Below are 14,146 nucleotides of genomic sequence, written 5' to 3'. Positions count from 1 at the left end.
ATTAAGGTGTCAAGCACTTTGGGATCGGTTTAAGATTGAAGTTATCGAATCAACACTCCTTTCGAACGGCAGCAGAAAGCAGCTCTGATATGCACGCAGGCGAGAAAGTATGGGTGACGCTGGCATTGTTCCTCGGGTTGGCTTTACCGGGACTCAGCAGGGCAGACGATCTCTTCGAAACACCTGAGCGTATGCAGGCGGACTTCGACCGTGTGATCGCACCGTTGATTGCTGGCCACTGTCTGGATTGTCACGCGGGACTGGATCCGAAAGCGGGGCTGAATCTTTCCCGCCGCGACTTAACTTTCCAGGGAGGCGAAACGGGAGCTGCGGTAGAGGCAGGTAAGCCGGATGAGAGTCTGCTCTGGCAATACATCGAATCGGACGCGATGCCCCCCGAACATCCCCTGTCTGCGGAAGAGAAGCAGTTGTTCCGGCGTTGGATTGCGGCAGGCGCGCCGTGGGGCACTGATCCCATTGATGCCTTCAGCAAGACGACGGAAAAGCGGGCCGGTTACGACTGGTGGTCGCTGCAGGCTCTGCAAAAACCAAAAGTACCTGTCGCGACTGGGAAACACGAACTCTGGGGAAAGAATCCCATCGATGCCTTCGTGTTGCGGCGGCTGAAAGAGCATGGCCTGCAGCCGCGTGCTGAAGCGGATCGTCGTGCTTTGATTCGTCGGCTGTATTATTCCGTAATTGGTCTGCCTCCGGAACCGGAAGAGGTGGAAGCGTTCGTCGATGATAAATCGGCTGACGCGTATGAGAAGATCGTTGATCGCCTGCTGGCATCGCCACATTACGGCGAGCACTGGGCGCGACACTGGCTGGACGTAGTCCGGTTTGGTGAAAGCAACGGGTTTGAACGCGATCAGCCACGTGAGAATGCCTGGCATTATCGAAACTGGGTGATTCAGGCCCTGAATAAAGATCTGCCCTACGATCAGTTCGTCAGGCTGCAATTAGCCGGTGATCTGCTTGATCCCGACAGTCCCGGAGCGGTCAAAGCGACCGGTTTCCTGGTGGCGGGGCCCCATGATGTCGTGATTCCACAAAGCACATTGATGCGGGCAACGATGAAACAGGACGAACTGGAAGATATCGTTGGCGTGACCGCGCAGACATTCCTCGGATTGACCGTGAACTGTGCCCGCTGTCACGATCATAAATTTGACCCCATCGGTCAGCAGGAATATTACCAGTTTGCCGCAGCGCTGGCAGGCGTCGTCCATGGAGAACGGAATCTACCAGATCCAGCCTATAATCGAGCTCAACAAGCCCTCGCTCAGAAAGAGAAGACACTGAGAGAAGTTCAGGGACAGCTCTTTCAACTGGAGACGGTTGCCCGAAAACGTGTGCTGGCGAAACGCAATCAAGGGGCAGACACAACGGAAGCGTCGCTGGTATCTTCTCCCATTGCTGCCTGGGATTTTCGCAAAGGGACAGACGATCTGGTGGGAGGTCTCTCGGGGACGCTGCACGGTTCTGCAAAGCAGACGCCTGAGGGACTGGTGCTCGACGGGAACCGTTCCTTTTTGAAAACAGAGCCCCTGCCTGAAGTTCTGGGGGAAAAGACGCTGGAAGCCTGGGTGAAACTCTCCGATCTGCAGCAGCGAGGTGGAGGAGTCCTGAGCGTACAGACAACCGATGGTAATATTTTCGATGCGATTGTGTTTGGCGAGCAGCAGCCGGGACACTGGCTGGCGGGGAGCGATCATTTTAATCGTACAAAGTCATTCCAAGGCCCCGAAGAGAAGACCGCTTCAGAAAAAGAGGTGCAGGTTGCCCTGGTGTATGCCGCGGATGGGACCATCACCGCTTATCGTAATGGCGCCGTTTACGGGAGTGGTTACCGCTCCAAAGGTTTGCAGACATTTCCCGCTGGGAAGACAGAAGTCCTCTTCGGTTTACGCCATGGTTCTCCGGGGGGGAATCGACTGCTCAAAGGCGTGGTCAGTCAGGCACGCCTGTATGATCGGGCGTTAACGCAGGAAGAAATTCAGGCTTCTGCCCGCTGGGGAGGCGTCTTCTTTTCTCAAGAAGAACTGCAGGCGACTCTGAATGAAACACAGCGCCAACAATGGCGGGAACTACGTCGACAGCGTTCCGGTCTGCAGGCAGAAATCAAAAAGCTGCAGGCCGTGCAACCAACAAAGGTCTATGCCGCCTTGTCCCGTGATCCGGGAGTCTCGCATCTGCTCAGGCGAGGAAGTGTGGCGGCACCGGCGGGTGTCGTCCAACCGGGCGGGCTGCAGGCGATTGAGGGGCTGGATGGTAATTTGAAACTGGCCGCTGACAGTTCGGATCAGGAACGCCGCCTGAAATTTGCCAACTGGGTGACTGATGCCCGCAATCCCCTGTTTGCACGAGTAATTGTGAATCGGATCTGGCATTATCATTTCGGTCAGGGGCTGGTGAATACACCGAATGATTTCGGTTTTAATGGCGGACGCTGCAGTCATCCCGAACTGCTCGACTGGCTGGCGATTCAGTTGAAAGAAAATGACTGGAGCCTGAAATCGCTGCAGCGTGAGATACTGCTCTCGGCAACGTTTCGGCAATCCTCTGAAGTCGATTCGCAGGCGATGCTGGTAGATGCTGACAATCGCTGGCTATGGAGAAAGAGTCCGCAACGGATTGAAGCGGAATCAATTCGCGATTCGATCCTGAAAGTCGCGGGCAAATTGAATCCCGAAGTCGGGGGCCGCGGTTACCAGGACGTCAAATCGTATTTCTTCAAGGGGACCCAGTTTTATGAACCACTGGATCCTGTGGGTGAAGAATTTAATCGCAGGTCGATTTATCGATTTTCAGCACGCGGGGGACGGCATCCGCTTCTGGAAACGTTCGACTGTCCCGATCCTTCTACGACCACTCCCGACCGGGCATCGACAACCACGCCCCTGCAGGCACTGGCTTTGATGAACGATTCCTTTGTGTTGCGCATGTCGGATCAGCTGGCCGCGCGGGTCAAGCAGCGCTCAGGTGCCGACTCCGGGCAGCAGGTGGTTGAACTCTTTGAGTTGGTTTATCAGCGGCCGCCACGACTGGAGGAAGCAGCCGTGTCACGTGAGTTTGTTTCTCAACATGGTCTGTCTGCCTTATGTCGGGTGCTGCTGAACAGTAACGAATTTTTATATGTGAATTGAAACTGCCATGTCATTTTCAGAACCACAGCAGAAGAATTTGAATCCACCTCCGGAAAACGAATCTTTGTCCCGACGTGATTTCTTTTCCTGGGCCGGGACCGGACTGGCGGGGACCGCACTGATGGATCTGTTACTCCGTCAGCAGTCTGTGCGCGGCGCAACACCGAAGCAAAATACGGTTCCGGCACCACATTTTTCGCCGCGAGTGAAACGGGTGGTCCATATCTGTCTGATCGGTGGCTTGAGTCATCTGGATTCGTTTGACTATAAACCTTCGCTCAATAAACTGCATGGCAAGGAAATGCCGACCGACAAGAAGCCCGAGACATTTTTCGGCAAAGTGGGCCTGTTGCGAAAGAACGATTTTGAGTTTCAGCAGCGGGGTGAAAGCGGTCTGTGGATTTCAGAGTTGTTCCCGCACATCGCGTCACAGGCGGATGAATTAACGCTAATCCGCTCGATGAAAGCAGATTCCGCCAATCATACGCCAGCCACATTTCAGGAGAACACCGGGTTTCGACTCAACGGTTTTCCGGTGCTGGGGGCCTGGTTGTCTTACGGACTCGGTTGCGAGACCGATGAACTGCCCTCTTATGTCGTGCTGCCGGATGTCCGTGGCTATCCCGCTGCGGGGACAATTAACTGGTCCAACGGTTTCCTCCCGGCTCAGCACCAGGGGGTTCCCTTTCAGAGCGAAGGCCCCGCCATTCGGGATCTGTTTCCTGAACGGCAGATTTCAGAGCAGACCGAACTGGCCAGTCGACAATTGTTGAACCGGTTCAATCAGGCACACCTCGAACGGGCTGGTGCCAACAGTGACCTGGAAGCCCGGATCCGCAGTCACGTTCTGGCTGCAAAAATGCAGCTGGCCGTCCCACGGGTGACGGACCTTTCAGGAGAAACTGCCGCGACCCGGGGGATGTACGGCTTCGACCGGGAGGAAACCGCTCCCTTTGCCCGCAACTGTCTGCTGGCCCGGCGGCTGCTGGAGCAGGGTGTGCGTTTCGTGCAGCTCTTTTCGGGAGGCCCCTTCGGCTCACCTCGCATTAACTGGGACGGGCATGAGGATGTAAAGCGGAATCATCTGCGGGAAGCGACGCGCATCGATCAGCCTGTCGCGGGGCTATTGAAGGATTTACGTCAACGGGGGATGCTGGAGGACACGCTGGTGCTGTTCTCGACTGAATTTGGCCGGACGCCTTTCACGCAGTCAGCTTCAAATACGGTGGGCACAGGCCGCGATCACAATATGAATGGTTTCTCGGTCTGGATGGCAGGCGGTGGTCTTAAGCATGGGCTCAGCTATGGAGCCACTGATGAATTCGGCTGGAAATCGGTCGAGAAAGTTGTTCCCTGGCACGATTATCATGCGACCGTGCTGCATCTGCTGGGCATCGATCACACCCGGCTGACCTGGTATCACAACGGGATCGAACGCCGGCTGACCAATGTGCACGGTGAAGTGCTTCATGAAATTCTGGCCTGATTTTCATCTGTTTTTATCGATTCTCTTGCGAACCGGCTGATTTTTTCAGGAACTTATTTTGTGTGCATGGACGGATCGACTAGAATAGCTATAGTGTGTTTTCGTGATCGGCATCGAGGAGGGCGCTTACTTCTGTCTGATTGACATTAACGTCCTGTCTGAATAATTACTGAGATGAATACTATACAAAACCCCGGCAGCAAGGCAGACTCTAAAAGGGTCCTGATTATCGGTGGTGGTTTTGCCGGCTTGAATGCCGCGTTAGAACTGGGAGGCGTTCCCGGCGTCGAAGTGACCCTGGTTGACCGCCATAATTACCATCTGTTTCAACCATTGCTCTACCAGGTCGCCATGGCTGGCCTGAGTCCTGCAGATATCGCGACGCCCATTCGCAGCCTGCTGTCCCGCTATAAGAATACCAGTGTACTACTGGGAGAAGCCCAGTCAATCGATCTGCCTGGCAAGAAAGTCCAGTTTGATTTTGGCGAACTGGAATATGATTACCTGGTTCTGGCCTGCGGTGCGACTCACAGTTATTTTGGTCATAATGAGTGGGAAGTTTACGCGCCAGGCTTAAAGAACATCTCGCAGGCCACAGAGATTCGCAAGCGGGTGCTGTCGGCCTTTGAGCATGCAGAGCGGATTACCGACCCCGATGAGCAGAAGAAATATCTGACATACGTGATCGTGGGTGGTGGACCGACGGGGGTTGAACTGGCAGGGGCGATTGGCGAGATGAGCCGATTTACCCTCTCCAAGGATTTCCGCCGCATCAATCCGAGTCATACTCGCGTGATCCTGGTCGAAGCGGGGCCACGAATTCTGCCGATGTTCTCCGAAGAGCAGGCGAATCGAGCAGCCCGCGACCTGGAGAACCTGGGAGTTCAGCTCTGGACTTCGTCTGTGGTGACTAACATCAACGAAGATGGCGTCGAACTGGGGAGCGAACGAATCCGGGCTGCGACAGTGCTCTGGGCGGCAGGCGTGGAGGCTTCCAAGTTGGGGCAGTCAGAGGGGATGCAGACTGATAACCGGGGCCGCGTGATGGTTGAACCAGACCTGAGTCTGACCAATTATCCCAACGTGTTTGTTGCCGGTGACCAGGCCTGTTATACACACCAGACAGGAAAGCCCTTGCCGGGTACCGCACCGGTGGCGCTGCAGCAGGGGCGCTGCATCGGAAAAAATATCCGCGCAGAAGTTCAGGGTAAACCCCGCAGTGAGTTTCGTTTCCGGGACAAGGGGCAGATGGCGACCATCGGTCGCAGTCGAGCCATTGTCGAGATGGGAAAATTCAAATTAGCCGGTTTCTTCGCCTGGGTGGTTTGGCTGGTCGTGCATGTTTTCTACCTGACTGGCTTCAAGAACCGGGTGCTGGTCGTCATGCAGTGGGCCTGGTCCTACCTCAGTTTTCGTAGAGGCGCTCGACTGATTGTCGGCAAGGAATGGGATCCGGAGCCGGTGCAGGAGCCGCAGCACGAACACGAAAACGAGGAAGTTCCTGTTTCGTCAGAGCACTAAACGGGAACTGAAAAGGCCAAAACACTCGTTTTTCGTGGTACGGCGATTTATGCTGAAGGGGATGCTTCATTCTTGATTCAGTTGAGGACGCCATGCCATATCAGATCGCTCCCTTCCGCTTTGATGTCACTGTGCCGATCGGGCACTCGTTATGCGGGGGCTGGATTCCTGCCGCATCACGGATTGATTCACCGCTGGAAGCACTGGGGTTTGTGCTGTTAACCGAGCCACAGCCTGTAGTTGTCTGCACTCTGGACTGGACGGGGCTCTGTAACGATGCCCATTTGCAGTTGCGGCAGGCACTGGCAAAGGCCGCCGGCACCACCGCGGACCGGGTGGCCGTGCAGTGCGTGCATCAACACGATGCTCCGTTTGCCTGCCTGGAGACGGATCGGATTGTGCGGGCACAAGGTGATCTGCCACCCAACATGGATCCCCAGTTTTTTCAGACCTGTCTCCAGCGGGCGGAGACTGCGGTAAAGGAGAGTCTGAAATCACCGCGGCGACTGACGCACGTTGCTTCGGCCCAGGCAGAGGTGGAGCAAGTGGCTTCCAACAGGCGGGTGTTGAACGACCAGGGTAAGATCCTGAAGAATCGAAGTGTGGCGGCCAGTAGCGATGATATTCGTGATCTGCCGGCCGGCGTGATCGATCCCTGGTTGAAGACGGTCGCCTTTTATGATGGAAAAGAGAAAGTCGCCGCCTGCTACTACTACGCCGTGCATCCCATCAGTTACTGTTGTACCGAGGGGCATGTAAACAGTGAGTTCGTGGGGCAGGCGCGCAAGCTGAAGGCCGAGCACGATGCTCCCGATTGCCTGCACGTTTACTTCACCGGCTGTGCGGGCAATATCAATGCAGGCAAATATAACAACAGCGATCACCACGAGAATCGTTCGGTGCTGGCGCAACGGATCTTTGCGGCGATGGAACGGGCGTCCGCACAACTCCGTCCCGAACCGATCAAGCGGCTGCAGTGGACGACCGCTGATTTCCTGCCCCCGGTCAACCGGGCATTCTCCATCGCTGAACTGGAGAAACAGATCAATGATCACAGTCGGCGGGTGGTGCATCGGAACCGGCCTGCTTTCACGCTGGCCTGGTTGCGACGGCATGCCGCTCAGAAGCCGATTACGTTGAGCGGGTTGCACGTCAACCAGATATCCCTGCTGTACCTGCCAGCCGAGCCGTTTATCGAGTATCAGCTTCGGACCCAGATGCTCTACCCCGAACGATTCATGGCGGTGGCCGGCTACGGGGACGGCGGTCCCTGGTATCTGCCGACTGCGGAAGCTTACTTCCAGGGGGGCTATGAAGTCAGTGTGGCTTTCAGTGGCCCGGAAGTGGATCAGCATCTGATGCGGGGAATTCAGAAACTGATGCAAAAGTAAGCTGAACTTATTTGCAGAAAATCTCTCTATATATTGTCACTCCAATTTCTAATCAAGAATCCAAGTGAGAAAGAGAGTCAGGATATGTCGATTCAAGCTTATTTAGTATCTATCAAGAAAAAAGAAGTATTGAACCTGGGCAAGATCTTAAGAGACGAAGATGATCGTTTTACAGAATTCTCTATTGGGGGAGTGAGTGAAGAGACGGTGAAAAATGCGATCTATCAATTTTTGCTCGATCATGTAAAACACGATACACGATTAATGACAAGCATTGAGTTTGATAACTTTGATCTCACAGGATTTACGCGTGTTGCAGAAGATTATGGAATACCCTTTCGAGGTCCAAGGGCATTTTATTAAGTAGAAAGAACCACAGCCAAGTGGCTTATTAGATCAGCCCGGCAATCGGTTTGCCGTGCGGCAGGATGGGAATCGGTCGTCCCTGATGGTCGACGAGGGAGCGAGAGTAATCGATGCCCAGGTGACGGTAGATCGTGGCCAGCATGTCCTGTGGCGTGTGAGGATTGTGAGTCGGGTATTCGGCTTTGGAGTTGGTGGCACCAACGACCTGTCCCATTTTCAGATTGCCTCCTGAGAAGAGCGCCGTGTAAGCCTGGGGCCAGTGGTTGCGTCCCGTCCCCGAGTTGTTGGAAGAGAGTCGGGGAGTGCGACCGAATTCACCGACGGCGACAACCATGATTTTCTTATCCAGGCTGCGTTCGTGGATGTCCTCGATGAGCGTGGCCAGGGCCTGATCCATGTACGGGAGACGGGTCTGCATGTATTTCGCAAAGTGACCGGGGCGTCCTGCGTTGAGAATGTGATCGTCCCAGTTCGTGAATTCCTGCCCGGTCTTCGGGGTGTTGAAGAAGAGAGAGACGACGCCACAGCCGGCTTCCGCCAGGCGGCGGGCGAGCAGGCAGCCCTGACCCCACATGTTGCGTCCGTAGCGATCGCGCAGGCTGTCTGGTTCGCGGTCGATGTCGAACGAACGGGCGGCATCGGGGCTGGTCAGCATCTGAAAGGCGAGGTCGCGGAATTTGTCATTGCCGTGCAAGTCTCCTGTGAGATCGAGATCGCTGCGCAGTTGATCGAACTGTTTGAGCAACTGGCGGCGTTCGAGCAAATGCTTCCCATCCATGCCGGCCTGCAGTTTCAGGGAAGGGGGGCGATAGCTGGTTGCCGATGGCTCAGTCGATTCAAAAGGTCCGTGCTGCAGACCCAGGTAAGTGGGCTGCACCATGTAGAACTTCGAGGGAATCGAGACATAGGGGGGCGTTCCCGCATCGGACAGACCGCGGACAACACTGGTGACCGAACCGAAGTCGGGGTGTTCGCTTTTCGATTGCGAAGTGGGATCCAGTTTCGAGGGACGTTTGCCGGTGAGAACGATGATCCCCCCATCGCTGTGGATGCCGACGTCGTGGTGCAGGGAACGGACAAGAGAGAATTTATCTGCGATCTTAGCCTGTCGAGGAAAGAGTTCGCAGAGATCCATTCCTGGAACATTCGTGGAGATCGGATTAAACAGGGAGCGGTAATCCGAGGGGGCATCAGGCTTGAGGTCATAGGTTTCCAACTGCGAAGGACCGCCATGCAGGAAGAGCAGGATGACGGAGGTTTCCGGTCGGGTTGGGGCGGCTTCACTGCGAAGAGACAGCAACTGCGGGAGCGATAATCCTCCCAGGCAGAGTGAGCCGATGCGCATAAACTCGCGTCGGTTCACCGGTCCACTGCAGTATTTGCCCGTCATTTGATTTCGTCCCGTTCTGGTGCACCCGACGACGCACTCGGGTGGAACTTTGAAATATCAATGGACGATTATATGTGTGTGGTTTGAAAAATGCCAGAGGAACCTGCCGGGCAGCGGCTGAATCTGAAACGGAATCAGGGAGCATGTTCTTCGGGAGGGATCGGGCGACCGTGGGGATCCTGATCGGTATCGAGGGTGTCGGCGTTGAGGCGGTCGCGAAGTTCCCTGTCGGTAAAATGTTCGAGTTGTTCGGCCTGGCGGTGAATCGTTTCTGTCGACATTCCTGCGTGTTCAACGAGGTAGTGTTCCCAGAGTCGGTGTGAGCGGACGAGTTGTCGGGCACGGTCCCGACCAGTGTCGGTCAGGGTATAGGTTCCGTTGGCGTGTACGAGCTGGCTGTGTCGCACGAGGTAGCCGAGTGTCAGGCTGGTGGGCAGCGGTCGTGAGAAGAGGATGTCTCGCAGGTAAAAGGCGTCCGGCCTGAGTTCCGGGTCCCGTTCTTCGATGCGGTACATCAGGGCGACGATGTCATCCGCGAGAATCTGCCAGGCCAGAAACTGGCGTCTCAGAAAGACGATCACTACGCCATGTCGGGGGCTGAACAGGGCAGCGATGATAAACAGTAGACCGGCGGCGACCGCCATCATGCCGGCTGTCGAGGTGCTCTGAAAACCAAACCAGTAGGGGACGGTGATGGCACTAATGTGCCCGATGATGGCTGAGAACATCGCCAGCAGAACACTGAGGATCAGCATGACTCCCAGTCGATCGGTCAGCATATAAGCAGCGGCGGGAGGAACGACGAACATGGCGACGACCAGAATATTGCCGACTGCTTCAAAGCTGGCGACCGCGGTGATCGCGACCAGAGTCATCAACGCGTAATGAATGAACGTGGCATTGAAGCCTGTGGTCGTAGCCAGGGCCGGGTCAAACGAACTGAGCTTCAGTTCTTTAAGGAATAGAATCACGAACAGCAGATTGATCAGCAGTACGATGGAGAGGACAAAGACCACGCGGGGGATTTCCCAGCCCGCGATCAGGACGGTGTCGGCGGGAGTGAGTTCGATCGCTCCATAAAGGACGCAACCCGGATCGAGATCCACACGATCGGCTGCCTGGACAATCATCACCAGTCCCAAGGCAAACAGGGAGGTGAAGACGACGCCCATCGAGGCACCTTCATCCACTTTTCCAAAGCCGCGAATCCACTCGGTGAACAGCGCAGTCAAAATGCCGGCAATAACAGCACCGACAAACATGGGCAGGCTGCTGCGGGAGTCACTGATTAAGAAGGCTGCGGCCAGACCCGGCAAGATGGCGTGCGTGATCGCATCGCCGAGCATGCTCATTTTACGTAGTACGAGAAAGTTGCCCAGCAGGGCAGTCGCGGCGGCACACAACATGCCCGCGACGATGATCCAGCCATCCAGAGTCCAGCTCCATTGTGCGAGTCCGCCCATCAGTTGGTCCTCCTGAAAGTGGGGGCACTCAGTGATTGTGGCAGATCAATGTCATGTGGACTCTGCAGAATTCCTTCGGTTGACTGGCGGACCAGCAGGGATTCCAGTTCAGCGATCACTTCCGGTTCCAGGACATGCTCAATCGCATCGGCATCCTGATCGACTTTACTGGAAGCGACGTCTGCGTAGGTAATCAGGTAGAGTTCCCAGAGGCGATGCTCGTGCACGACACGGGCGGCTTCTTTCAATCCGGAGAGTGTCAGCTGCACGCGATTGTCTGAGAGTAACGTCACCAGACGTTCGTCCTGGGCACTGCGAATGATTTTCTTGAGGGCAGGCAGGGACCAGCTCCGCAGCTGCTCCAGGGCAGAGAGTGAGACGGGTGGTGCACTGTCAGTCACGCCGATCGGGAGTTGCTGATGTGCTTCGAGGTATTCATAAAGGCCGCGCAACAGGTGCTGGCGATTGACCTTGGTATTCAGTTCATAACGACGGTACTTGCGAACCAGGATCCCACGAGGGACGCCAAAAATCATGCTGAAGAGGAACATGGCTGTCGCGACGAGAACGATCATTGCACCGGAGGGGAGATTGGGAAAAATCGCACTCATGCCCGAACCGATCATCCCACTTAAGGCTCCCAGCACCACAGCGACCACTGTCAGCCAGAGCATTTTTTCGGTCCAGAAACGTGCGGCGGCAGGGGGAATCACGAGCAGAGAGATCATGAGGATCAGACCCACTGCCTGCAGCCCAATGATCGTTACGATTACAACCAGTCCCATGAGGAGTGTGTCGAGCAGTACCACCGGAAAGCCTCGAGAATCGGCGAAGCCTTCATCGAAGCAGAGTAACGTCAGTTCCTTATACAATAACAAGGCTACCAGCACACAGCTCAGGCCGGCGCCACCGATCAGCCAGGCATCGCTGGCGATCATGGAGGCGGTTTTCCCATAGATGAATGATTCGAGACCAGCAGCGTGCCCGGTCTGCATTTGCTGTACAATGTTGAGCAGCGCGATTCCTGCACCGAAGAAGACGCTGAGCACGATGCCGAGGGCTGCATCTTCCTTGAGTCGGGTCAGATTGCGAATCATCAGGATACCGGCAATTCCCAGTAGACCACTGATGGCGGCCCCGGTTAACAGCAGCGGCAGCGACTTCCCATTGAGGCCCAGGGTGCTGCCGATAATGAAGGCGATCGCGATGCCGGGGAGTGTCGCATGACTGAGGGCGTCACCCATCAGGGCGCGTTTGCGGAGCAGGGCGAAGCTGCCGATCATGCCAGCAGACATTCCCAGAAGCGTGGTGCCCAGGATGACAACCCGGGTGTTATAGTCCTGCATGAAGAAGACGCGTCGCCAGTCTTCCCAGGCAGGCCATTCAATACTGCGATCTGTGATGGACCGCTGTGTCTGAATGGACTTGCCTTCGGCAGCCAGGAGAACCGGTCCGGGACTCAGCATGAGCAACAGGATCAGCATCCGCGCGCTGAGGCTCATAGTGACTGCTCCCTGCGGCGCATCGTTTCGGTGGCTTCTTCCAGCAGAGTGAGACGGCCGCCATAAGTTTTTTGCAGGTTCTCCGGTGTGAAGACCTGCTCGGTCGGACCGTGATCGATGACACGCATATTGAGCAGAATGACGTAGTCAAAATACTCGGGGACGGTCTGCAGGTCGTGATGAATCACGAGGGCCGTTTTGCCGGCCTGTTTCATTTCCTGCAGGATTTTTACAATGGCTTTTTCGGTGGCGGCATCGACGGCAGCGAACGGTTCGTCCATCAAATACAGGTCGGCATCCTGAACCAGGGCACGGGCAAGGAAAGTCCGTTGCTGCTGTCCGCCGGAGAGCTGGCTGATCTGACGCCGGGCATAGTCGGCGATCCCCACGCGTTCGAGGGCATCCAGCGCGCGTTCGCGATGTTTCTTGCGGACAGGCAGGCACCAGCCGATCTCGCGGTAGAGTCCCATCGTGACAACATCGAGAGCATCGACGGGAAAATCCCAGTCAACGCTTTCCCGCTGAGGCACGTAGCCCACGCGGTGCCGGTTTTTCTGATATGGTTTTCCGAAGATGTTGACGCGGCCCGAGGCTCTGGGAATCAGTTCCATGATGGCTTTGATGAGCGTACTTTTACCCGCCCCGTTCGGACCAATGATTCCGACCAGTTTCCCCGGCGGAATATCGAAGCTGACATCCCAGATTACAGGCTTACGGTGATAAGCGACCGTCAGGTCATACACGGAGAGGGGGATCTCTGCAGGCGATATTTCAGTCTGCGTTATCGGGCTCTGGTTTTCGGACGAATTCATCGAACTGGATCGATTCATGTTGGGTTTGAAGAAAAGTAGAGACTGAGCTGTGTTTCTCAGGGAGTGAGTTTATTCTGCATGCCTTTTTCCGGGGCAGTGCCCCCCAGCGCCCGGGCCACTATGGTGATATTGTGGTCGAGCATCCCGAGGTAAGTTCCTTCGTATGTCCCCGGTTCTCCCATAGCATCTGAGAACAGTTCTCCTCCGATTTCGATTTGATGCCCCTGCGCGCGGGCTCCTTCAATCAGAGCGGTAATATTCTTTTTAGAGACACTGCTTTCCACGAAGACCGCTTTGATCTTTTTCTTTACCAGCAGATCGACGAGCTCGTTAATCCGTTTCAGACCGGCTTCTGATTCGGTGGAGATGCCCTGTACGCCTTGAACGTCGAGTCCATAAGCTCGACCGAAATAATTGAAAGCATCGTGCGAGGTGATCAATGTGCGACTGTCTTCCGGGATCGATTTCAATGTTTCCAGGCCGTACTTGTGCAGTTGCTCCAGTTTCTGTTTATAGGTAGCAGCATTCTTCTCATAGACATCCGCGTGTTGCGGGTCATATTGGGAGAGGGCGTCTTTAACGGCGTCGACACATTGAGACCAGGCGGAGACGTCCATCCAGACATGGGGGTCGTAGTGACCGTTAAAATCGTCCGGTTCCAGAAGCGTTTTTTCGTTGATCAGTTCGGTCACCGCATAGACTGGTTTATTGCGCGAGACCTTAATCAGGGTGTCGGTCATTTTGCCTTCGAGCATCAGGCCGGAATAGAAGACAACATCTGCGTTCATAATCGCCACAACATCATCGCGACTCGCTTTATGCATGTGGGGGTCAACGCCGGTACCCATGATCTGTTTCACATCGACATATTCCTGTCCCACATTATTGACAAGATCGGCGACCATTCCCACGGTCGCTGCGACAGGGATCGGGTACTGGATATTGGTACCGGATTTCTCTTTTTTGGTCTGAGGCGTCGAATTATCCTGTGACTGACAGCCGGCCAGGCCGATTAACACCAGGGCGAAAGCGAAGAGCTTTCTCATGATAAGGTATGCTCCGGTAA

The 14,146-nt window shown here is 55.4% G+C and carries 10 protein-coding genes; 5 read left to right on the top strand and 5 right to left on the bottom strand.

Annotated elements, in window-relative coordinates; translation table 11 throughout:
• Positions 1–89: 89 nt before the first annotated feature.
• From F1728_RS11930 to F1728_RS11910, 5 genes are all read left to right on the top strand, one after another.
• Entirely contained in the window at positions 90–3,149 is a 3,060-nt protein-coding gene (locus F1728_RS11930; protein WP_155364290.1) for a DUF1553 domain-containing protein, read from the top strand.
• Between the two features lie 7 nt (positions 3,150–3,156).
• Entirely contained in the window at positions 3,157–4,635 is a 1,479-nt protein-coding gene (locus F1728_RS11925) for a DUF1501 domain-containing protein (protein WP_194242787.1), read from the top strand.
• 174 nt (positions 4,636–4,809) lie between these two features.
• Positions 4,810–6,156 (top strand): NAD(P)/FAD-dependent oxidoreductase, encoded by a 1,347-nt coding sequence (locus F1728_RS11920; protein ID WP_155364289.1) that lies wholly within the window; start codon positions 4,810–4,812, stop codon positions 6,154–6,156.
• A gap of 92 nt (positions 6,157–6,248) precedes the next feature.
• Entirely contained in the window at positions 6,249–7,547 is a 1,299-nt protein-coding gene (locus tag F1728_RS11915) for a hypothetical protein (RefSeq protein ID WP_155364288.1), read from the top strand.
• Positions 7,548–7,631: 84 nt separating this feature from the next.
• Entirely contained in the window at positions 7,632–7,910 is a 279-nt protein-coding gene (locus tag F1728_RS11910; protein WP_155364287.1) for a hypothetical protein, read from the top strand.
• 28 nt (positions 7,911–7,938) lie between these two features.
• On the opposite strand, the gene F1728_RS11905 is transcribed toward F1728_RS11910, so the two are convergent.
• From F1728_RS11905 to F1728_RS11885, 5 genes are all read right to left on the bottom strand, one after another.
• Positions 7,939–9,303, bottom strand: coding sequence for a DUF1501 domain-containing protein (locus F1728_RS11905; protein WP_155364286.1), 1,365 nt, complete (start codon positions 9,301–9,303; stop codon positions 7,939–7,941).
• A 134-nt stretch (positions 9,304–9,437) separates the two neighbouring features.
• A complete protein-coding gene (locus F1728_RS11900) occupies positions 9,438–10,766 on the bottom strand; it encodes a metal ABC transporter permease (protein WP_155364285.1) in 1,329 nt (442 codons plus the stop codon).
• The gene (locus tag F1728_RS11895) at positions 10,766–12,268 is read right to left on the bottom strand and encodes a metal ABC transporter permease (RefSeq protein WP_155364284.1); all 1,503 of its coding nucleotides are present in this window, start codon (positions 12,266–12,268) and stop codon (positions 10,766–10,768) included. The genes F1728_RS11900 and F1728_RS11895 overlap by 1 nt, the downstream gene beginning before the upstream one ends.
• A complete protein-coding gene (locus F1728_RS11890) occupies positions 12,265–13,080 on the bottom strand; it encodes a metal ABC transporter ATP-binding protein (protein ID WP_194242786.1) in 816 nt (271 codons plus the stop codon). The genes F1728_RS11895 and F1728_RS11890 overlap by 4 nt, the downstream gene beginning before the upstream one ends.
• A 56-nt stretch (positions 13,081–13,136) precedes the next feature.
• A complete protein-coding gene (locus F1728_RS11885; protein ID WP_155364283.1) occupies positions 13,137–14,126 on the bottom strand; it encodes a metal ABC transporter solute-binding protein, Zn/Mn family in 990 nt (329 codons plus the stop codon).
• Between the last annotated feature and the right edge of the window lie 20 nt (positions 14,127–14,146).

This window comes from Gimesia benthica (assembly GCF_009720525.1).
Lineage (GTDB): Bacteria > Planctomycetota > Planctomycetia > Planctomycetales > Planctomycetaceae > Gimesia > Gimesia benthica.
Note: the sequence above shows the minus strand (reverse complement) of the source record. Positions and strands in the feature narration are given on the sequence as shown.